The following is a 20,129-nucleotide window of genomic DNA, read 5'->3' on the forward strand; positions in this document are numbered from 1 at the left end:
TACCCCCCAAATCCCTGTCGAATTCCGGCCAGCGTGGTTTAACGGGGCGCCTAAGATCAAGATCAAAAGCAGATCAAGAGCGACTCGCTTCGCATCGTGGTTACCGTTGAGCGTTACAGTGTTGTGTAGATACCTATGGCTATCGCAGGCAAGCCAGCCCCCACAGGTCAGAGCGTTTTGGCCATCCGAGCCGCCAACAGCGCCCAGCCAAAGAGCAGCACACACACAATGATCAACGGCCACGAACGCCATTGCAGGTACGGCGTGAGGTTATGCATCGGCACCACCTCTCCATAGAGAATGCCACGCTCGAACTGCGGGATCTGCGCGGTGATCTGCCCAAACGGGTTGATCAGCCCGGTCACGCCGTTGTTGGTGGCGCGGATCATCCAGCGGCCAGCCTCCAGCGCACGCATTTGCGCCATTTGCAGGTGCTGTAGCGGGCCGATGGAGCGGCCGAACCAGGTGTCGTTGCTGATAGTCAGCAGCAGGTCGCTCTGGGCCGACAGGCCGGCGGCGAATTCGGGGTACACCACTTCATAGCAAATGAACGGCGCAATCTGATAACCCTTGGCCTGCAGCATGGACTGGTCAGAAGGGCCGCGGGCGAAGTCGGACATGGGCAGGTCGAAGAAGGCAATCAGCCCGCGCAGCATGTCCTGCAGCGGAACGTACTCGCCAAACGGCACCAGTTTTTGCTTGAGGTAGGTGCCGTCGCCTTCGCCGACCACGGTGATGCCGTTGAAGTAGCGCTTCTGGTGGTGCACTTCCTGGCGAATCGGTACCCCGGTGATCAGCGCACTGTCCCGGTCGGCGGCGAACTTGCCCATCATGCCCAGGTAGCCCTCCACGGATTCCTTGAGCACCGGCACGGCAGTTTCCGGCCAGACCAGCAGGTCGACGCGCTTGGAACTCAGGCTCATGTCGCGGTACAGCGCCAACTGTGCATTGAGCTGGTCCGGGTCCCACTTCATGCTTTGCTCGACGTTGCCCTGAATCGCAGCCACGCTCAGCGGCGCGCCAGACGGCGACGTCCAGGCGTGATGCTTGAGCGCCAGGCCAATGGCCCAAGGTGCAACCAGCAATAACAGGCCCGCGCCGATGAAGGCATTGCGCTTGCTGGCCAGCAGGCGCGGCAGGTTGCACAGCAATGCGGCGGTGAGTGCGAGGGCGAAGGAAATCAGCCACATCCCACCCAATGGCGCGAGGCCGGTCAAAGGCCCATCGAGTTGACTGTAACCGGAGTACAACCACGGGAAACCGGTAAGGAACCAGCCACGAAAGGCTTCCTGGCCGACCCACAACGCGGCGAACGTCAATGCATCCGCCAGTGGTGCTTCGTTACGGCGCAACCAGCGCGCCCATAGCCAGGCGGGCAGGGCAAAGAACCAGGCGATGGCAGCCGTGAACAGCAGCATCAGGAACCCCGCCAGCAGCACCGAAGCGCCGCCGAAGTGGTGGATGCTGTAGTAGATCCAACTGGTGCCGGCACCAAACAGGCCGAAGCCGAAACACCAGCCACGGCCCAGGGCCTGGCGGGGTGTCAGCTCCCGCAGGCCGATATAGAACAGGCCTACCGCTACCAGCGCCAACGGCCAGATATCGAACGGCGCCAGCGCCAGGGTTGTGATGGCGCCGGCCACCACGGCCAGCAAATTACCGGGCCAGCCGGGTGAGGTGAGACGGCGCATGTCAGTCCTTAGCGGGCGATGGGTGTCAGGCGGATCAGGTGGATGCGACGGCTATCAGCATTGAGGATGCGGAAGCGATAGGCGCCGATCTCGGTGGTTTCATTACGCTTGGGCAGGTGCCCGAACGCACTCATCACCAGGCCGCCGACGGTGTCGAACTCATCGTCCGAGAACTCGCTGTCGAAAAACTCGTTGAAGTTCTCGATCGGCGTCAGCGCCTTGATCAGGAAATCACCACTGGGCAGCGGCTTGATGTAGCTGTCTTCTTCGACGTCGTGCTCGTCTTCGATGTCGCCGACGATCTGCTCCAGCACGTCTTCGATGGTGACCAGGCCGGCCACGCCGCCGTATTCGTCAATCACAATGGCCATGTGATTGTGGTTGGCGCGGAACTCGCGCAGCAGCACATTCAGGCGCTTGGACTCGGGCACGAAGGTGGCCGGGCGCAGCAGGTCCTTGATGTTGAAGCTGTCGCCGTTCTCCTTGAGGATCAACGGCAGCAAGTCCTTGGCCAGCAGGACGCCCATGACGTCGTCATGGCTTTCACCGATCACCGGGTAGCGCGAATGCGCCGAGTCGATCACGGCCGGGAGGAATTCCCGTGGGGTCTGGGTCGCCTTGATGCTGATCATCTGCGAGCGCGGGACCATGATGTCGCGTACTTGCAGGTCAGCCACCTGGATGGCGCCTTCGACGATGGCCAGCGCTTCGCTGTCCAGCAACTTGTTCTGGTGTGCATCGCGCAGCAGCTCCAAGAGCTCCTGGCGGTTTTTCGGCTCGTGGGCAAAAGCCTGGGTCAGTTTACCCAGCCATGACTTCTGCCCGTTGCTCGATCGGTCTTCGCTCATAGCGATTACTCTAAATCCTTTGATATGACAGTTGAGTGTTGATCAGCTTTCGTCGTCTGCATATGGATCGCGGTGACCCAGTTCTGCAAGCAACGTTCGTTCCAGTGCTTCCATTTCCTCGGCTTCGTCATCGTCTATATGGTCGTAACCCAAGAGATGCAAGCAGCCGTGGATGACTAGATGGGCCCAATGGGCCTCAAGTTCCTTGCCTTGTTCCGCCGCTTCTCGCTCGACCACCGCGACGCAGATCACCAGGTCGCCCAGCAGCGGGATATCCAGCAATTCGTCGGGCACGTCGGCGGGGAAGGACAGCACGTTGGTCGCGTAGTCTTTCTGGCGCCAGGTGTGGTTCAGCTCACGGCCTTCGGCCTCGTCCACCAGACGAATGGTCAGCTCCGAGTCAGCGGTGCGCTGGCGCAAAGCCAGTTCACACCATTGGCGGAACTGGGCTTCGCTGGGGGCGGGCGCGTCGGTGGCCAGCTGCAGGTCTAGCTCAAGCATCGTGGCGAGCGTCCTTGGCGGGCGCGTCGTCGCGGTGTTCGAAACGCTCATAGGCTTCGACAATGCGCTGCACCAGCGGGTGGCGCACCACGTCCTTGGGCATGAAGTGCGTGAAGCTGATACCCGGCACGTCCTTGAGCACCTCGATCACCTGGCCCAGGCCCGACTTGGTGCCCTTGGGCAGGTCGACCTGGGTGATGTCGCCCGTGATCACGGCAGTGGAGCCGAAACCGATACGGGTGAGGAACATCTTCATCTGCTCGACGGTGGTGTTCTGGCTTTCGTCGAGAATGATGAAGCTGTTGTTGAGCGTACGGCCACGCATGTAGGCCAGCGGGGCGATCTCGATCACCTGGCGCTCGATCAGCTTGGCCACGTATTCAAAGCCGAGCATCTCGTACAGCGCATCGTAGAGCGGGCGCAGGTACGGGTCGATCTTCTGGGCCAGATCGCCGGGCAGGAAACCGAGCTTTTCGCCAGCCTCGACCGCTGGGCGCACCAGCAGGATGCGCCGCACTTGCTCGCGTTCCAGGGCGTCGACGGCGCAGGCCACCGCGAGGTAGGTCTTGCCGGTACCGGCCGGGCCGATGCCGAAGTTGATGTCGTTGCCGAGGATTTCCTTGACGTACTTCTGCTGATTCAAGCCGCGTGGGCGAATCATGCCTTTTTTGGTACGCAAGGCCACGCTGGCTTCGGCCACCGGGTTATTGGCCAGGTCTTCCACAGCCGACTCCTGCAGGTACAGGTGCACGGTCTCCGGCGACAGCTCGCTACCCTTGGTTTCGCGGTAGAGACGGCGCAGCAGGTTTTCTGCAGACGTGGTGTGTTGGGGTTCACCAATAAGCTCGAACTGATTGCCGCGGTTGCGGATCTCGATGCTCAGGCGTTGTTCGATCAGGCGCAGGTGCTCGTCGAACTGTCCGCACAGGTTGGCGAAACGGCGAGCCTCAAACGGCTCGAGGATAAAACGATGGGGTTCTGCTATGGGTGCGTTCAAGGTTGCTTTTAGCCGCCCTTTGGCTGATGAGGTGAGAGAGAGAATAACGCCAGGCGCTGGTGTGCGAAAGCACTTAAATAGCCTGGCCCCACTCTCGATAACCCTGAAGAACCCCTGTGGGAGCTGGCTTGCCTGCGATAGCGGTGGGTCAGTTGGCACATAAGGCACTGATACATCGCTATCGCAGGCAAGCCAGCTTCCACATTTTGATCTTCATCCGGTCAGCGAGATCAGTTGATCAACGAGCCACGCAACGAGTGTGGCTGCGCCGCATCAATGTGCACATCGGCAAACTGGCCGATCAGCGTGGGATTGTCGCAGCGGAAGTTGACGATTCGGTTGTTCTCGGTACGCCCCTGCAATTCACCCGGGTCTTTCTTCGAATAATCGGTGACCAGAATGCGCTGGATCGAACCGACCATTTGTCGGCTGATTTCAAAGCCCTGCTGATTGAGGCGATGTTGCAGCGCGTTCAAACGCTCTTTTTTCAACGCTTCCGGGGTTTCATCCAGCAGGTCGGCAGCCGGGGTGCCCGGGCGCTGGCTGTAGACGAACGAGTAGGAGAAGTCGAAACCGACGTCTTCGATCAGCTTCATGGTCTGCTGGAAGTCTTTCTCGGTTTCGCCCGGGAAGCCGACGATAAAGTCCGAACTGATGCAGATGCCCGGCACGGCAGCGCGCAGTTTGCGCAGTTTGGATTTGTATTCCAGCGCGGTGTGGTTGCGCTTCATCGCCGACAAAATGCGGTCCGAACCCGATTGCACCGGCAAGTGCAAGTGCTTGACCAGCTCTGGCACTTCGGCGTGGGCCTGGATCAGGCTGTCGGAGAACTCCAGCGGGTGCGAGGTGGTGTAGCGGATACGCTCGATGCCATCGACGGCGGCGACCACGCGGATCAATTCCGCCAGGTCGGCCAGGCGGCCGTCATCGGTCTGGCCACGGTAGCCGTTGACGTTCTGACCCAGCAGGGTCACTTCGCGCACGCCGTTTTCAGCCAGGTGGATGATTTCCGACAGCACATCGTCAAACGGCCGGCTGACTTCTTCGCCACGGGTGTAAGGCACTACGCAGAAGGTGCAGTACTTGCTGCAGCCTTCCATCACCGACACATAGGCGCTCGGCCCATCGATGCGCGGTTCGGGCAGATGGTCGAATTTTTCGATTTCGGGGAACGACACGTCAACCTGCGGCAGCTTGGTGATACGTGCGGCGTCGATCATCTCTGGCAGACGGTGCAGGGTTTGCGGGCCGAACACCACATCGACATAGGGCGCGCGGTCGCGGATCGCAGCGCCTTCCTGGCTGGCCACGCACCCGCCGACGGCGATCACCATGTCCGGGTTGGCCAGTTTCAATTCGCGCCAGCGGCCCAGCTGCGAATACACACGGTCCTGGGCCCGCTCGCGGATCGAGCAGGTATTGAGCAGGATCACGTCGGCATCTTCGGCGCGGGCAGTGACTTCCAGGGCCTGGTGTTCGCCCAGCAAGTCGACCATGCGCGAGCTGTCGTACTCGTTCATCTGGCAACCGTGGGTTTCGATGTAAAGCTTCTTGGCCATGGGAATCGTCAACTGGTGGTAAAGAACCGCGCATTATAGGGGGCATGCCCATTGGTTCCTAGCGCTGTGCATCGGGTGCCATGCTATAGTTCGCGCCCTCTTTTATATCCCCATGTGTTGTTCGCCCACCATGACCAAACGTGAAGCTCCAATCTATAAGGTGATTTTCCTCAACCAGGGCCAGGTGTTCGAAATGTACGCCAAGCAGATCTATCAAAGTGATCTGTGGGGCTTCCTGGAGGTGGAAGAGTTCGTCTTTGGCGAGCGCACCCAGTTGGTGGTCGATCCGGGCGAAGAAAAGCTCAAGGCCCAGTTCGAAGGGGTAGTGCGCAGCTTTGTGCCCATGCATTCGATTGTGCGCATCGATGAAGTCGAGCGCTTGGGGACGCCGAAGATCAGTGAAGCTCGGGGCATGAGCAATGTGATGCCGTTTCCGATGCCGATGCCTGAGAAGTAGGGCTTTAGACCGAGGGGGGTCTATCGCAGGCAAGCCAGCTCCCACACTCGACCGCGTTTCAATGCTGGAATGCAGTCACTGTGGGAGCTGGCTTGCCTGCGATAGCGATGTAAGGTCTACAAAAAATCAGGGAAGGGGTGAGAACGGCGAACGCCCATCAGCACTCTGCAATTCCTGCAGGTAGTTGCGGAAAATCTGCCCTAGCACCTGGGTCGCCACTTCCAGTTCATCGCGCTGCATGTGCTCGGCGACTTCGTCGGCGGTGTCCAGTGCGTCTTCGGCGCCATTGACCGCGGCCATTTTCAGCACGATGTACGCCTGAACGTTGTTGGCCGGCACGCCTTCGCCTTTGAAGAACATGTTGCCCAACTGGTATTGCGCCTGGGCGTGGCCCTGCAACGAGGCTTTCTCGAAGTAGCTCAACGCTTTGTTGAGGTCAACGGCCGGGTTCTTGCTGTCGTGGTAGTACTCGCCCAACTCGTATTGTGCTTGCGCATCCCCTTCCTCGGCCTGTTTCTGGCACGCGCTCAGGGCTTCGGCCTGGCTCTCTGGCTGGGTATTGAGGGTGCAACGACCCATCGCTGGGATTAACAACGAGTTGCCGCCGGCCTGGGCATGTGCCAGTAGCGGTTGAAGGAGCAACAGGCAGCCCAGAACCAGGGTGCGGCCGGTGCGTTTCATGGGAATCGACTTACCTCTGACGGGGCGCGCGGACCCTCGAGGGAGTCCAATAAGCGCGCATTATGAAATAAGCAGGCCTCTGCTTACAAAGTCTTTACTCGTTTTTCTGCTGCTTGGGCAAGTTATCTGCCGGATTGCAGGGCAATTCTCGAAAAAACCAGGAATTCTCTGTAAGCAAAGTAGCAAATCTGACGCTGCCAGGGGCAACGCCAGAGGTTGCCGTCACTTATTTCAGGGCCGCGAACGCGCGCTCGGCAGCATCCAGGGTCAATTTCAGTTCGGCTTCGCCATGGGCGATCGAAGTGAAGCCGGCTTCAAAGGCGCTCGGTGCCAGGTATACGCCGCCTTCGAGCATCAGGTGGAAGAAGCGCTTGAACAGCTCGGCATCGCTGCCCATCACGTCATCGAAGGTGACGATATCGTCGGCGCCGCTGAAGTACAGGCCGAACATGCCACCGGCCTGGGTGGTCACAAACGGGATGCCGGCGGCGTCGGCGCGTTGTTGCAGACCGTCGAGCAGGCGCGTGGTGTAGTCGGTCAGCTCGGCGTGGAAGCCCGGGCGGCTGATCAGGCGCAGGGTGGTCAGGCCGGCGGCCATGGCCAGTGGGTTACCCGACAAGGTGCCTGCCTGGTATACCGGGCCGAGCGGGGCGATGTGTTGCATGATCTCGCGCTTGCCGCCGAAGCAGCCTACCGGCATGCCGCCGCCGATGATCTTGCCGAAGGTGCTCAGGTCTGGCGTAACGCCGTAGTAAGCCTGGGCGCCACCGAGGGCGACCCGGAAACCGGTCATCACTTCGTCAAAAATCAGCACCACGCCATGCTTGTCGCACTGCTCGCGCAAGCCCTCAAGAAAACCCGGGGCCGGTGGAACGCAGTTCATGTTGCCGGCAACCGGCTCGACGATGATGCAGGCAACGTCCTGGCCGACTTCGCTGAGCATCTGCTCGACGGCTGCGATGTCGTTGAACGGCAAGGTCAGGGTGTGCTTGGCGAATGCCGCAGGTACGCCAGCGGAATTGGGAACGCCCTGGGTCAGCGCGCCGGAGCCGGCTTTCACCAGCAGGCTGTCGGAGTGGCCGTGGTAGCAGCCTTCGAACTTGATGATGTTGTCGCGGCCGGTGAAACCACGGGCCAGGCGGATCGCGCTCATGGTGGCTTCGGTGCCGGAGCTGACCATGCGCACCATTTCCATCGACGGTACGATCGAGCAGACCAGGTCGGCCATCTCGGTTTCCATCGCGGTCGGGGCGCCGTAGGACAAGCCGTGTTGCAGTTGCTGGCGCACCGCCTCCAGCACATCCGGATGGCTGTGGCCGAGGATCATCGGGCCCCAGGAGCCGACGTAGTCGACATAGCGCTTGTCGTCTTCATCGGTGACGTAGGCGCCTTCGGCATGCTTGAAGAACAACGGCGTGCCGCCCACGCTCTTGAACGCACGCACGGGGGAGTTCACACCGCCGGGGATGTGTTTCTGGGCGTTGGCAAACAGGGTTTCGGAACGGGACATGATCGGGCTCTCTAAACTGAAGATTTAAGAAGGTCGTTGAATGCACGGGCGCGGCGGGTGACTTCCTGGGTGCTGTCGGCACCGAACAGGCCATGGACCACGGCGAGCAGGTCAGCCCCGTGGGCCACCAGCGGCTCGGCGTTTTCCAGGGTGACGCCGCCGATTACGCAGATCGGCAGGTGCAGGCGCTTGCGGGCCTGGGCCAGCATGTCAACGGTGGCGGCGGGTGCGCCGGGTTTGGTCGTGGAATTGAAGAAACGGCCGAAGGCCACGTAGCTGGCGCCTTCTTTGGCGGCCTGTTCGGCCAGTTCGATCTGGCTGTGGCAGGTGGCGCCGATGATCGCCTTGGCGCCGAGCAGTGCCCGGGCCGAGGTCAGCGGGCCGTCGGTCTGGCCCAGATGTACGCCGACACCCAGTCGCGCGGCCAGTTCGGCATCGTCGTTGATGATCAATTGAGTCTTGTAGCGCGAGCACAGTTCATAGAGCTTTTCGGCTTCACGCAGGCGCCGTGCCTCGTCGCTGCTTTTGTCGCGGTACTGCAACAGGGTGACGCCACCGTCCAGCGCCGCCTCGACGTAGGCGAGGAATTTGCCGGCCAACAGTTGGCTGTCGGTAATGGCGTAAAGGCCGCGTAGTTTCATCGGGCAAACCCCTTGCTGACGAGCGATAAGTTACGAGCAGAAATCCAGCGGCAATCGACGCGGCACGAACTGGCCCTGGCCGAGTTGTTCGGCATCACGCAGGGTACGCCACGTGTAGTTGAGAGCCGTTTGCACGGCGCTGGCCAAACCTTCGCCTTGGGCAATGCGCCCGGCCAGCGCACTGGCCAAGGTGCAACCCGAGCCGTGATAACTGCCGGGCAAGCGCTGGCAGGTAAAGGTCTGGCGCGTGCCGTCGCGGCTGTACAGGCGGTTGTGCACTTCGTGCTCGTCGCCATGGCCGCCGGTGATCAGCAGGTGCTTGATGTACGGCAACAGCTTCTCGGCGCAGTCGTCGGCGCTGCCGTCGGGCAGTTCCGCGAGGATGCGCGCTTCGGGCAGGTTGGGGGTGGCGATCAATGACAAGGGCAGCAGCCGCTCGCGCATTGCATAACCGACCTCGTCCTTGCCCAGGCTACCGCCGCCGCCGGCGCGCAGCACCGGGTCGCAGACCACCGGCAAATGCGGGTGCGCCTGCAGCAGTTCGACCACGGTGTCGACCATCGCGGTGGAGCCGAGCATGCCCAGCTTGACTGCCGCAACTTCAGAGTCGCCGAGCACGGCATTGGCCTGGGCCAGTACCCACTCACGGTCAAGCACGCGGAAATCACTGACATTGACAGTATTTTGCACGGTCAACGCGGTGACGGCCGGGGCCGCGTGGCAACCCTGGGCGAGCAGGGCTTCGATATCTGCCTGCAGACCGGCGCCACCACTGGGGTCGTGGCCGGAGAGACAGAGGACAACGGGGCGAGAGCTGTAGATATTCATGGTGCGCGAGCTTACCACCAAACGCTTTTTGCGTGGCTGCCTGGCGATGGCAGGAGTTTGCCGCTGCGGCGCGATTTGCCGTGGCTGAGCGCTGCACTGAGATGAGCTGAAAGCATTGCCCTAGAGCTGTCCTAAAAAAAGTTCCCGCGGTGGCTAATGGCTTTTACTGGCTATGCTAAAGTGCATCCAAACAACTTACTGTATCGCCGGTGTACGTCTTCTCAAAAGGAATGGGGGGCTTTTGACACAACCGGACCAGGCTACGCTGGGGCTCTATGCGCTATTTGCTGATTTTTTTATTGTGCGGGCTGCCGATGCTCGCCAGCGCCGTCGAGTTCAACCAGGACACGCGAAGCCTCCCGTTGGGCCGGGTCATGCAAGTGCTCGAAGACCCGACCGATGCCCTCACCATCGCCGATGTCAGTTCCCCCGCCTATGCCGCCCAATTCAAGACCCACGACAAAGACACCCTTAACGCCGGTTATTCACGCTCGGTGTTCTGGCTGAAGGTCAACCTGCACTACACCGCCACAGATCCCCGGGCACCACGCACCTGGTTTCTGGAACTGGCCTACCCGCCGCTCAATCGCCTGGACCTTTACCAGGACGACGGCACTGGTCACTTCCGCCTCACCACCCGCACCGGCAGCGCGTTGCCGTTTTCCAGCCGTGAGGTGAGCCAGAGCAACTACCTGTTCAAGCTCAGCTTCTTGCCCGACCAGCAACAAACCGTCTACCTGCGCTTGCAAAGCCAAGGCTCGATCCAGGCACCACTGACATTATGGGCCGGCACCGCCTACATGGAGGAGCAGCCGCTGCGCTTGTACGTGCTCGGCGCCATCTACGGTGTGTTGCTGGGCATGCTGATCTACAACCTGTTCATCTACCTGAGCGTGCGCGACACCAGCTACCTGTATTACATCCTCTATATCGCCTCGTTCGGCTTGTATCAGCTGTCGGTCAATGGCGTCGCGGTGGAGTACTTCTGGCCGAACAACCCGTGGTGGGCGAATGCGGCGGTGCCCTTCCTGATCGGCTCGGCGGCCTTGTTCGGCAGCCTGTTCGCGCGCAGTTTCCTGCACACCGCGCAGCACAGCCGCTGGCTCAACCGTATCCTGCTGGCCCTGGCGGCCTGTGGTGGGTTGGTGATGGCGCTGGCGTTGTTGACCAGTTACGCCGTGGCCCTGCGCCTGGCCACTGCGCTGGCGCTGGTGTTTACCGTGACCATCTTCGTGGCGGCCATCAAGGCCTGGTATTGCGGGCAGCGCATGGCGCGTTATTTCATCATCGCCTGGTCGGCCTTCCTGCTCGGCGGAGTGGTCAACACCCTGATGGTGCTGGGTTACCTGCCTAACGTGTTCCTGACCATGTACGCTAGCCAGCTCGGCTCAGCCATTGAAGTGGCGCTGTTGTCCCTGGCCCTGGCCGACCGCATCAACGGCATGCGCGAACAGCAGGCGCAGATTCTCCTCGATGCCAGCCAGAAGCTGGAAGCGCTCAACCAGCAACTGGCCCGCAGTAATCGCCTCAAAGACGAATTTCTCGCCACCCTGACCCACGAATTGCGCACGCCGATGAACGGTGTGATCGGCTCGCTGGAGCTGATGCAAACCGTGTCATTGGACGATGACCTGACGCAGTACCAGCAAACCGCCGCCGGCTCGGCGCGTGACATGATGCGCATGGTCAACGGCATCCTCACCCTCACCGAGTTGCAGGCCGGTCGACTGGTGGCCCAGCCGCAAGTGTTCAGCCTGCGCGGCACGCTCGATACCTTGCGCCAGCAATTCACCGGCAGCGCCCAGAGCAAAGGCCTGGCGTTCTCCATTGATGTGGCCGATGAGGTGCCGGACCGGCTGATCGGCGACGCCGACAAACTGCTCCAGTGCCTGGATTGCCTGCTCGATAACGCTTTCAAATTCACGTCGGCGCGGTGCGCTTGCGAGTGGTGGGCGTGCCCCAAGGGGATGGCGCCTTGCACCTGAGCTTTATCGTCACCGACACCGGTATCGGCTTCGCCTTTCTCGATGAGGCCACGCTGTATCAGCGTTTCTTTCAGTTGGACGGCTCGATGACGCGTGAATACGGCGGCCTGGGCATTGGCCTGGCGATTTGCCGGCAGTTGATCGAACTGCTGGGCGGGCGCCTGACCCATCATTCTGAGCCCCGTAAAGGCAGTCGCTTCCAGTTGGAAGTGGACGTCAGCGCCGTGCCGCAGCAGGTGACGCCCGCCACGCAAACGCTGCCTGCACAGCGTGCGCCTCAGGAGTGCACGGTACTGTTGGTGGACGACAACAGCGTGGGCCAACTGGCGGTGCGTGGCATGTTGCTCAAGCTCGGTTACCGGGTCAAAACCGTGGACAGCGGCCCGGCGGCACTCGCTGCATTGCAAGCGCACAGCTTCGACGCCGTGCTGCTGGATGTGCCAGAGGGTGGCTTTTCGTTGTGCTGTCAGATTCGCGCATTGCCTGGCTGCGGTGAATTGCCGGTGATCGCCCTGAGCTCTTCGCCCAATGGGCCGGAGCGTGAGCGCTGCCATGGCATTGGCATGACGGATCGGCTAGCCAAGCCGGTGCGTTTCGATGCTTTGCAGGCGGCACTTGAACGTAGCGTGCTGTGCGCGGATGAGGGTGAAAGCGCCGAACATTCGGCGCGTATGCCACTTTTTTAAGGTCTTGCACGGTGCTTAACTGAATTCCGGGCCACTGTTCATACGGCCTTTTTTCCAGGAGGCCCGTCATGAACCTGCATCAGTTTGCCGAAACCCACGACGTCACCAACCAGCCACCGTCCCTGGACGGCACCAACCTGTATCGCATCGACTTGCCTTTGCAGGAATGGTCACGCCGCTTTGGCGCCGGCTGGGCCCAAGCGCGCATTGATGCCTACGGCGCGCTGGCGGGTGGGCCGTTGATGGCAGCCGGCTTCCTGGCCAACCAGAACAAACCGGTGTTCAGCAGCCATGACCGTTATGGCCATCGCATTGACCTGGTTGAGTTTCACCCGGCTTATCACGAGCTGATGCGCACCGCCGTCGAGCATGGCCTGCCGTCGTTGCCGTGGGCCCATCCCCAGGCGGGCGCCCATGTGGCGCGTGCGGCGATGACCTACCTGCACAGCCAGGCCGAAGCCGGCAGCGGCTGCCCGTTGACCATGACCTTCGCCTGCGTTCCGGCCCTGCGCCTGCAACCGGAGCTGGCGGACCTCTGGCTGCCTAAAGTCCTCAGTACCCAATACGACCCCCGTAATGTCGGCATCGCCCACAAGGCTGGCGCTACTATCGGCATGGCCATGACCGAGAAGCAGGGCGGCACCGACGTGCGCGCCAACACCACCCGCGCTTACCCCGTGGGCGCGAGTGGCCCTGGCCAAGCCTACGAGTTGGTGGGGCATAAGTGGTTCTGCTCGGCACCGATGTGCGATGGCTTTCTGACCCTAGCCCAGACCGACAAGGGCCTGACCTGTTTCCTGCTGCCCCGGCACCGCCCGGATGACACGCGCAACGAGTTCTACATCCAGCGCTTGAAGAACAAACTCGGCAACTGCTCCAACGCCTCCAGCGAAGTGGAGTTTCGCGGGGCCCTGGCGTGGATGGTCGGTGAAGAAGGCCGCGGCGTTCCAACCATCATCGAAATGGTTGCCATGACGCGCTTCGATTGCATGGTCGGCTCCAGCGCCTTGATGCGTCAGGCGCTGACCCAGGCCAGCCATCACTGCGCTCATCGGCAGGTGGGTGGCCGCGTGCTCAGCGAGCAGCCGCTGATGCAGAACGTGCTGGCCGACCTGGCCCTGGAAAGCGAAGCGGCCCTGGCCTTGAGCCTGCGCATGGGCCGCGCCCTGGATCATCTTGATGATGAACATGAAGCCAAATTCGCCCGGCTGGTCACGGCCGTGGGCAAGTACTGGATCTGCAAACGCGCGCCCGCGATGATCAACGAAGCCGCCGAATGCATGGGCGGTGCCGGGTATGTGGAGGACAGCATCCTGCCGCGCCTTTACCGTGAGGCACCGGTGAATTCGACGTGGGAAGGTTCCGGCAATGTGCAGTGCCTGGACGTATTGCGTGCACTGTCCAAAGAGCCGGGGGTACTGGAGGCGTTGTTTGTGGAGCTGGGCGATGGCCACGGCGACAAGCAGTTGGCGCGGCATATCGAGCAGTTGAAGGCGGCATTCATGGACACCCAGGACATCCAGTATCGGGCGCGGCAACTGACCGAGGACATCGCCCTGGCGTTACAGGCCAAGTTGTTGCTGGAGGCGGGTAATGCGGCGGTGAGTGATGGGTTTATCGCCAGCCGGCTGGGTGAATCGTCGGGGCGGGTATATGGCACCTTGCCGCGTGGCGTCGACGTGGAAGCAATTGTCGCCCGCTCAACCCCGCAATCGCTCTGAATAAACACAATCCAAATGTGGGAGCGGCTTGCCGGCGATAGCGGTGGTCCAGCCAGCAATTATGTAGCTGATAGACCGCTATCGCAGGCAAGCCAGCTCCCACCTATCAACGCATTCCACTTCTGGTGTTTCGGTGAGGCCTGGATACAGGCAAGATAAAGGCCTGCAAGTCAGAACACAGGATGCTTACCGTGACCGAAGCTTTTGTTGTCGTTAAAACCGCCGAAGAAGCCGTGGACCGGCTGGCGGCGCTGCATGAGCGTGCCACTGGCGCGCTCAACCAGGCGCTCAAGCAATATCTCAAGGACCGCGTCGAGCCCGACGCCGAGCAGCGCGCATTGTTTCGCTACCCGGAACTGCGCTTGACCTACCACTGCCACGGTGAAGTCCCCCAAACCACTCGGGCGTATGCCAAGGTGCAACTGCCGGGTACCTACAGCGTCACCGTGACCCACCCGGCCGCGTTCCGTAAGTACCTGCTGGAGCAACTGGTGCCGCTGATGCACGACTTCACCGTCACGGTGGAAGTAGGCGTCAGCCAGCAGAACATTCCATATCCGTACGTGGTGGAGCAGGGCGATGAACTGGCCGGCTCCGGCGTCACCGCCGCGACCCTGGCCCGTGTATTCCCCAGTACCGACTTGTCCGCCGCCACCGACGGCATTGCCGATGGCCTGTACGACTGGGAAAACACCGACCCGCTGCCCCTGGCCCTGTTCGATGCCGCCCGTGTGGATTTTTCCCTGCGCCGCCTGGTGCATTACACCGGCAGCGACTGGCGCCATGTGCAGCCGTGGATCCTGCTGACCAACTACCACCGCTACGTTGACCAGTTCATCCTGCATGGTCTGGAGCAACTGCGCAGCGACCCGCGTTTTATCCGCATGGTGCTGCCCGGCAACGTGGTGATCGACAAGAGCATGGACCACGGCGAAGCCTCGGCCATTGCCGCCGGCGTGGTCTGGCACCGCTACCAGATGCCGGCGTATCACCTGCAAGCCAGTGACGGCCACGGCGTGACCCTGGTGAATATCGGCGTGGGCCCGTCCAACGCCAAGAACATCACCGACCACCTGGCTGTATTGCGCCCGCATTGCTGGCTGATGATCGGCCACTGCGGCGGCTTGCGCCAATCCCAGACCATCGGCGACTACGTACTGGCCCACGCCTATATGCGCCGCGACGGGATTCTGGACCGTGTAGTACCGCCGAACATCCCGATCCCGGCCCTGGCCGAAGTGCAGCTGGCGCTTCAGCAAGCGGCGGCGAAAGTCACCGGCGAAAAAGGCGAAGAGCTGAAAAAACGCCTGCGCACCGGTACCGTGCTGACCTACGACGACCGTAACTGGGAACTGCGCTGGGCCCAGGAGCGGCCGCTGATCAACCTGTCCCGCGCCGTGGCCGTGGACATGGAAAGCGGCACCATCGCCGCCCAGGGTTACCGTTTGCGCGTGCCTTACGGCACCTTGTTATGCGTATCCGACAAGCCGCTGCACAGCGAGATCAAGCTGCCAGGTTCGGCCAACGCGTTCTACGAGCGTGCGGTCAGCCAGCACTTGAAGATCGGCATCGAGGCGGTCGACCTGTTGCGCACCGAACTCAACTCGTTGCACTCGCGCAAACTGCGCAGCTTCGACGAACCGCCGTTCCGCTAAGCGGTTGGGATGGTCATTTGGCGGTCAGGCCACTAGCATTGTCGGTCCTGACCGTTAGATGTTCCTTTGCCATGTCCCGTCCCAGCCGTCCTGATTCGCGCCGTCCTGGCGTGAAACCACCGCACTCTGCCGCTCGCCGCGTTGCCAAGGCGCCACCGGCCGAGCCCAAGTTGATCCTGTTCAATAAACCCTTCGATGTGCTGACCCAGTTCAGCGACGAAGGTGGGCGCGCGACCCTCAAGGATTTTATTGATATCCCCGGCATTTACCCGGCAGGGCGCCTGGACCGTGACAGCGAGGGCCTGCTGCTGTTGACCAACGATGGTCAGCTACAAGCGCGGATTGCCGACCCCAAGCACAAACTGGCGAAAACCTACTGGGTGCAGGTAGAAGGTGAACCCACCGAAGAACAGCTGCAACGCCTGCGCGAAGGCGTGGAACTCAACGACGGCATGACCTTGCCGGCCGAGGCACGGCAACTGGATGAGCCGGCATTATGGCCGCGCAACCCGCCGGTACGCTTTCGCAAAAGCGTGCCGACGCATTGGCTGGAGTTGGTGATACGTGAAGGGCGCAACCGTCAGGTACGGCGCATGACCGCAGCAGTGGGCCTGCCGACGCTGCGCCTGGTGCGCGTGCGCATTGGCGACTGGTCTATCGACGGCCTGGATCAAGGCCAATGGAAAGCAGTACCGGCGCGCTTATAAGGCGCCGGATTCAATCAGGCCGATCACCACGCTCTTGATGATGAACGCCGCCACGCCCAGGCCCAGCACGAAAAACAGGATGAACGAACCAAAGCGCCCGGCCTTGGATTTCTTCGCCAGGTCCCAGACGATGAAGCCCATGAAAATGATCAGGATAGTGACCAGGCCGGTCATCATCCATTCTTCAAACAGGGCGGGGTCGATGTTGTTCATGGGACTCTTCCGACAAGACAAGCGAGCAGTATACGGCAGCGTCACAAACGCAACATTGACCTGAGTCGTACGCGGTCAAACGGTGGGCGCTGGCTTGCCTGCGATAGCGGTCTGTCAGTGATCGTGAGACAAACTGGCCCGCCGCCATCGCAGGCAAGCCAGCTCCCACCGTTGAACATCGTTGTTCTCAGGTGCGCAGGTGGGTCAGGGGCAGTTCGGTGCTGTTGAGCACTTGGTTCAGCACAAAGCTGGACCGCACGCTGGTCACCCCTTCGATCCGGGTCAGATGCCCCAGCAGCAATTTCTGATAGTGATCCATGTCCGGCACTACCACCTTCAACTGGTAGTCCGCATCCATCCCGGTCACGAGGCTGCACTCCAGCACTTGCGGCAGGGTGCGGATGGCGGCCTCGAAATTCTCGAAGCGTTCCGGCGTGTGACGGTCCATGCCGATCAATACATAAGCGGTGAGGCTCAGGCCGAGCATCTTGCGGTCGAGCAGGGCGACCTGGCGGGCGATGTAGCCGTCGTCCTCCAATTGCTTGACCCGGCGTGAGCAGGGCGAAGGCGACAGGCCGATGCGTTCGGCCAGCTCCTGGTTGGAGATCCTCGCGTCGCGCTGCAATTCCGCCAGAATACTCAGGTCGTATCGGTCAAGCTTGCTCATTGGGTTGGCCTTTGTCGTAACTATTGCGGTTAATTATCCATGAAGGGTTAAAAATTGCGCAAGCACTGTTTATTGACGCAATCTTCGCAATCCTCTGCCCGCCTGGCACGCCTATGATTACCAACAGAATCACCGCCTGGACAACAGTCCACAGCAGCGCGCCCAATCAGGCCCGTTGCGGCCGCCGCCCCAGCAGGGTTGAGCCGGCCTCCAGGCTGCACACTGTCCACAAGACGGCGTGAGGTGAGCCAACGTCAAAAGCGTTGAGCACGGACGAAATTCTCAAGGGGTGGCCGACGGGTCACCCCTTTTTCTTTGTGCGCGTTTTGCCTTCAGAAAATAGTTCTCGTGACTGATAACCTGTCTCAGAACCGGGCGAGGCTTTTCCAGTCTCATGATCAAGCCCCAATCCGCAGTGAGGAAAAGCATGAAGCGCATCTGGCGTATGGCAGGTGTTGGTTTGCTGGTGGTCAGCGTCGGCTCCCAGGCGATGGCCGACGAACGCGATAACTCACCGGGCCAGGGGCAACGGCCTGAGCACAATCAGCCACGCCCACAAAACCCGCAGGGTGATCGTGGCGGCCAGCACGAGGGTGGCCAATGGCAAGGTCGGCCTCAAGGTCATGAGCCGGGGCGACCAGCACCGCAACCGCAACCCTCCAATAACCTGCCGATCCAGGGCCGGCCCGATACCGTGCGCCAGACCCAGGAGCCGCGCCAGGGTTATTACCGTGATATTCCCAGACGCCCCGATGACAACCGGCATTGGGAGGCCGGCGGCCCCGGTTCGCGTCCGAGTAACGATCGCCCCGGTGATAACCGCTGGCCAGGCCGCCCCGACGGGCATGGCAATGGCTGGGGCCCAGGCCCGCAGCATCGCCCTGGATATGTCATAGACCGTTTCCCCGATCGCAATTACCGCGTGCCTTACCGTGGCCAGGACTACTTTTTCTCCGGCGGCTACTGGTATCGCCCCCAAGGCCCACGCTACGTAGTGGTGACGCCGCCCTATGGCATTCGCGTGCATTACCTGCCGGACTACGCACGTGAAGTGTGGGTAGGCGGCTCGCTGTTGTTCCTCGCCGCAGGCGCCTATTACGCTTACGAGCAAAGCACCCAGCAATACGTGGTGGTACAACCACCGACGCAGGTGCCATCACCTCCGCCGACGCCTCAAGGCAACGGCTATGACGTGGTGGCTTACCCGGCCAACGGCCAATCGCCAGCCCAGGTACAGCAGGACGGCTACGACTGTTATCGCTGGGCGGTGCAACAAAGTGGCTTCGACCCGCGCACCGTTACCTATGCCCCGGACCCTGCGGTGGTACAAACTTACCGCCAGGCCCAGGGCAACTGCCTGGGCAGTCGTGGATATCAGGTGCAGTACTAGGTTTTGTTGCCGGTGACCACTTCCCGTGGGTCGGCGTGCACCAGCACTTCGGCTTTCGGGTATTCCCGGTGGATGGCATCGGCGGCCTGGTCGCTGATACCGTGGGCCACCGACAGCGTTAACTCGCCCGGCAACTCCAGGTGCAACTGCACAAACCAGTGGTTGCCGGAAACCCGCGTACGCAAGTCGTGGGCACCCAGCACGCCGGGTACGCCCCGGGCCAGTTCCAGCATGTGCTGGCTGACGTCTGGCGGTAACTCTTCATCCATCAGCACCGCAAAGCTTTCCCGGGCGATCTGGATCGCGCTCCACAGAATGTAAGCGGCGATTCCCAGGCCGAACCAGGCGTCGACCTGATGAAAGCCAAAGCCTGCCAACACCAGCGCAATCAGGATGCTGCCATTGAGCAGCAAGTCTGAGCGGTAATGCAGCGAGTCGGCACGCACCGCGTTGGAGCCGGTCTCGCGCACCACGCGGTGTTGCAGCATCAGCAGGGCCACGGTCAGCCCCAGCGACAAGATAATCACGCCGATACTCAGCCACGGTGCGCCGACCGGCTCTGGGTGCTTGAGCCGTTCATAGGCCTGGAGCGCAATCAGTACCGCACTGCCGGCGATAAACAAGGCTTGCGCCATACCCGCCAGCGACTCTGCCTTGCCATGCCCATAACGATGATCGTCATCGGCGGGGCGCAGGGCGTAATGCACCGCCAGCAAGTTCAGCAGCGAGGTCACGCCGTCGAGCAGCGAGTCGGTCAACCCGGCGAGCATGCTCACCGAGCCGCTGAGCCACCAGGCGATGGCCTTGGTCACAATCAACACACAGGCCACGCCCACCGAGGCGCGGGTGGCCAGGCGCAAGAGCCTTGCGTGTTCGGGGCTGCTGGTCATGAGCTGTCCTTACGCGGCAGGCTGCAGGCCCAGGGCCGCCAGTTGCTGCACGCTGCCCTTGAACTGGATCAGGCGTGGGTCGTCCAGCGGCAAGGTGCGGCCGGTTTCTTTCTGGATGATGCTCTGCAGCTTGGCGTTATCGACCTTGCCGTCAGCGCCGATGGCTTCGTGCAGTTTCTCGGGGGCGACCTGGGCGGTCTTGCCCGGTTCGAAGTAAATGGCGCCCGTGGCGAAGTCGACACCGAAGGCGATCAGGCCGGGGATCACATAAAACAACAGGCCGAGGGCATCGAGTACCGCGATGGTCGGGTCGATTTTGCCGTCGATCTGGCCACGGCGGTCGGGGTAGAAAATCGACCCGCAGGCGGTGAGTTGGCTCAGCAGGGTAACGGCGAGGACACCGCCGATGACACGGGAAGCGATACGCATAAAAAGTCTCCTGAACATATTTAAGGGTGACTATAAGCCAGATCGGCCAGACGCCGATGAACCAATGTGGGAG

General features: G+C 61.5%; 18 protein-coding genes and 1 pseudogene. 6 read left to right on the forward strand and 13 right to left on the reverse strand.

All coding sequences use genetic code 11. The features are described 5' to 3' along the window. Nucleotides 1-167: 167 nt before the first annotated feature. From lnt to miaB, 5 genes are all read right to left on the reverse strand, one after another. Complete coding sequence (gene lnt / locus AC07S6_RS10920; RefSeq protein ID WP_495112285.1) at nucleotides 168-1,691, reverse strand: apolipoprotein N-acyltransferase; 1,524 nt, start codon at nucleotides 1,689-1,691, stop codon at nucleotides 168-170. Between the two features lie 8 nt (nucleotides 1,692-1,699). Beyond that, nucleotides 1,700-2,539: a CorC family transporter gene (locus AC07S6_RS10925; RefSeq protein ID WP_003194444.1), complete on the reverse strand. Its 840-nt coding sequence runs from the start codon at nucleotides 2,537-2,539 to the stop codon at nucleotides 1,700-1,702. 42 nt (nucleotides 2,540-2,581) lie between these two features. Further along, nucleotides 2,582-3,040: an rRNA maturation RNase YbeY gene (gene ybeY, locus AC07S6_RS10930; RefSeq protein WP_003194442.1), complete on the reverse strand. Its 459-nt coding sequence runs from the start codon at nucleotides 3,038-3,040 to the stop codon at nucleotides 2,582-2,584. Beyond that, nucleotides 3,033-4,037, reverse strand: a complete 1,005-nt coding sequence (locus tag AC07S6_RS10935) for a PhoH family protein (protein WP_019818064.1) — start codon at nucleotides 4,035-4,037, stop codon at nucleotides 3,033-3,035. The genes ybeY and AC07S6_RS10935 overlap by 8 nt, the downstream gene beginning before the upstream one ends. A gap of 230 nt (nucleotides 4,038-4,267) precedes the next feature. Continuing rightward, on the reverse strand, nucleotides 4,268-5,596 hold the full coding sequence (miaB, locus tag AC07S6_RS10940; RefSeq protein ID WP_014720071.1) for a tRNA (N6-isopentenyl adenosine(37)-C2)-methylthiotransferase MiaB: 1,329 nt from the start codon (nucleotides 5,594-5,596) through the stop codon (nucleotides 4,268-4,270). A gap of 130 nt (nucleotides 5,597-5,726) precedes the next feature. Between miaB and AC07S6_RS10945 the strand changes: the two genes are divergently transcribed. Next, nucleotides 5,727-6,053 (forward strand): DUF1820 family protein, encoded by a 327-nt coding sequence (locus AC07S6_RS10945; protein ID WP_003215457.1) that lies wholly within the window; start codon nucleotides 5,727-5,729, stop codon nucleotides 6,051-6,053. 126 nt (nucleotides 6,054-6,179) lie between these two features. Here AC07S6_RS10945 and AC07S6_RS10950 read toward each other — a convergent pair whose 3' ends face one another. From AC07S6_RS10950 to AC07S6_RS10965, 4 genes are all read right to left on the reverse strand, one after another. Continuing rightward, entirely contained in the window at nucleotides 6,180-6,734 is a 555-nt protein-coding gene (locus AC07S6_RS10950) for a tetratricopeptide repeat protein (protein ID WP_034126914.1), read from the reverse strand. Nucleotides 6,735-6,960: 226 nt separating this feature from the next. Continuing rightward, complete coding sequence (hemL, locus tag AC07S6_RS10955) at nucleotides 6,961-8,244, reverse strand: glutamate-1-semialdehyde 2,1-aminomutase (RefSeq protein ID WP_019818059.1); 1,284 nt, start codon at nucleotides 8,242-8,244, stop codon at nucleotides 6,961-6,963. Nucleotides 8,245-8,255: 11 nt separating this feature from the next. Beyond that, entirely contained in the window at nucleotides 8,256-8,885 is a 630-nt protein-coding gene (gene thiE / locus AC07S6_RS10960) for a thiamine phosphate synthase (protein ID WP_014720063.1), read from the reverse strand. 30 nt (nucleotides 8,886-8,915) lie between these two features. Continuing rightward, nucleotides 8,916-9,713: a hydroxymethylpyrimidine/phosphomethylpyrimidine kinase gene (locus AC07S6_RS10965; protein ID WP_019818058.1), complete on the reverse strand. Its 798-nt coding sequence runs from the start codon at nucleotides 9,711-9,713 to the stop codon at nucleotides 8,916-8,918. Between the two features lie 275 nt (nucleotides 9,714-9,988). On the opposite strand from AC07S6_RS10965, the pseudogene AC07S6_RS10970 reads away from it, so the two are divergent. The 4 genes and pseudogenes from AC07S6_RS10970 (at nucleotide 9,989) to AC07S6_RS10985 (ending at nucleotide 16,467) form a co-directional block, all read left to right on the forward strand. Continuing rightward, nucleotides 9,989-12,384, forward strand: a pseudogene (locus tag AC07S6_RS10970) (hybrid sensor histidine kinase/response regulator). A 68-nt stretch (nucleotides 12,385-12,452) separates the two neighbouring features. After that, complete coding sequence (locus AC07S6_RS10975) at nucleotides 12,453-14,105, forward strand: acyl-CoA dehydrogenase family protein (RefSeq protein WP_014720060.1); 1,653 nt, start codon at nucleotides 12,453-12,455, stop codon at nucleotides 14,103-14,105. A gap of 182 nt (nucleotides 14,106-14,287) precedes the next feature. Continuing rightward, a complete protein-coding gene (gene amn, locus AC07S6_RS10980; protein ID WP_161936998.1) occupies nucleotides 14,288-15,760 on the forward strand; it encodes an AMP nucleosidase in 1,473 nt (490 codons plus the stop codon). Between the two features lie 71 nt (nucleotides 15,761-15,831). Beyond that, the gene (locus AC07S6_RS10985) at nucleotides 15,832-16,467 is read left to right on the forward strand and encodes a pseudouridine synthase (RefSeq protein ID WP_495112286.1); all 636 of its coding nucleotides are present in this window, start codon (nucleotides 15,832-15,834) and stop codon (nucleotides 16,465-16,467) included. On the opposite strand, the gene AC07S6_RS10990 is transcribed toward AC07S6_RS10985, so the two are convergent. Next, complete coding sequence (locus tag AC07S6_RS10990; protein WP_025999909.1) at nucleotides 16,462-16,671, reverse strand: DUF2788 domain-containing protein; 210 nt, start codon at nucleotides 16,669-16,671, stop codon at nucleotides 16,462-16,464. The genes AC07S6_RS10985 and AC07S6_RS10990 overlap by 6 nt on opposite strands. Nucleotides 16,672-16,867: 196 nt before the next feature. After that, complete coding sequence (locus AC07S6_RS10995) at nucleotides 16,868-17,347, reverse strand: Lrp/AsnC family transcriptional regulator (protein WP_003194418.1); 480 nt, start codon at nucleotides 17,345-17,347, stop codon at nucleotides 16,868-16,870. A gap of 427 nt (nucleotides 17,348-17,774) precedes the next feature. On the opposite strand from AC07S6_RS10995, the gene AC07S6_RS11000 reads away from it, so the two are divergent. Beyond that, a complete protein-coding gene (locus AC07S6_RS11000; RefSeq protein ID WP_289329046.1) occupies nucleotides 17,775-18,737 on the forward strand; it encodes a DUF6515 family protein in 963 nt (320 codons plus the stop codon). On the opposite strand, the gene AC07S6_RS11005 is transcribed toward AC07S6_RS11000, so the two are convergent. Next, complete coding sequence (locus AC07S6_RS11005) at nucleotides 18,734-19,627, reverse strand: cation diffusion facilitator family transporter (protein WP_096144089.1); 894 nt, start codon at nucleotides 19,625-19,627, stop codon at nucleotides 18,734-18,736. The two genes, AC07S6_RS11000 and AC07S6_RS11005, sit on opposite strands and share 4 nt — an antisense overlap. Nucleotides 19,628-19,636: 9 nt before the next feature. Beyond that, a complete protein-coding gene (gene pmcY / locus AC07S6_RS11010; protein ID WP_014720057.1) occupies nucleotides 19,637-20,056 on the reverse strand; it encodes a periplasmic Zn2+ metallochaperone PmcY in 420 nt (139 codons plus the stop codon). Between the last annotated feature and the right edge of the window lie 73 nt (nucleotides 20,057-20,129).

The organism is Pseudomonas sp. GW821-FHT07B01, assembly GCF_059419065.1.

Bases quoted from the DNA above. Each gene is read 5' to 3' on its own strand.
- lnt (WP_495112285.1), bottom strand. From the start codon at position 1,691: ATGCGCCGTCTCACCTCACCCGGCTGGCCCGGTAATTTGCTGGCCGTG.
- AC07S6_RS10925 (WP_003194444.1), bottom strand. From the start codon at position 2,539: ATGAGCGAAGACCGATCGAGCAACGGGCAGAAGTCATGGCTGGGTAAA.
- ybeY (WP_003194442.1), bottom strand. From the start codon at position 3,040: ATGCTTGAGCTAGACCTGCAGCTGGCCACCGACGCGCCCGCCCCCAGC.
- miaB (WP_014720071.1), bottom strand. From the start codon at position 5,596: ATGGCCAAGAAGCTTTACATCGAAACCCACGGTTGCCAGATGAACGAG.
- AC07S6_RS10945 (WP_003215457.1), top strand. From the start codon at position 5,727: ATGACCAAACGTGAAGCTCCAATCTATAAGGTGATTTTCCTCAACCAG.
- AC07S6_RS10950 (WP_034126914.1), bottom strand. From the start codon at position 6,734: ATGAAACGCACCGGCCGCACCCTGGTTCTGGGCTGCCTGTTGCTCCTT.
- hemL (WP_019818059.1), bottom strand. From the start codon at position 8,244: ATGTCCCGTTCCGAAACCCTGTTTGCCAACGCCCAGAAACACATCCCC.
- thiE (WP_014720063.1), bottom strand. From the start codon at position 8,885: ATGAAACTACGCGGCCTTTACGCCATTACCGACAGCCAACTGTTGGCC.
- AC07S6_RS10965 (WP_019818058.1), bottom strand. From the start codon at position 9,713: ATGAATATCTACAGCTCTCGCCCCGTTGTCCTCTGTCTCTCCGGCCAC.
- AC07S6_RS10975 (WP_014720060.1), top strand. From the start codon at position 12,453: ATGAACCTGCATCAGTTTGCCGAAACCCACGACGTCACCAACCAGCCA.
- amn (WP_161936998.1), top strand. From the start codon at position 14,288: ATGCTTACCGTGACCGAAGCTTTTGTTGTCGTTAAAACCGCCGAAGAA.
- AC07S6_RS10985 (WP_495112286.1), top strand. From the start codon at position 15,832: ATGTCCCGTCCCAGCCGTCCTGATTCGCGCCGTCCTGGCGTGAAACCA.
- AC07S6_RS10995 (WP_003194418.1), bottom strand. From the start codon at position 17,347: ATGAGCAAGCTTGACCGATACGACCTGAGTATTCTGGCGGAATTGCAG.
- AC07S6_RS11000 (WP_289329046.1), top strand. From the start codon at position 17,775: ATGAAGCGCATCTGGCGTATGGCAGGTGTTGGTTTGCTGGTGGTCAGC.
- AC07S6_RS11005 (WP_096144089.1), bottom strand. From the start codon at position 19,627: ATGACCAGCAGCCCCGAACACGCAAGGCTCTTGCGCCTGGCCACCCGC.
- pmcY (WP_014720057.1), bottom strand. From the start codon at position 20,056: ATGCGTATCGCTTCCCGTGTCATCGGCGGTGTCCTCGCCGTTACCCTG.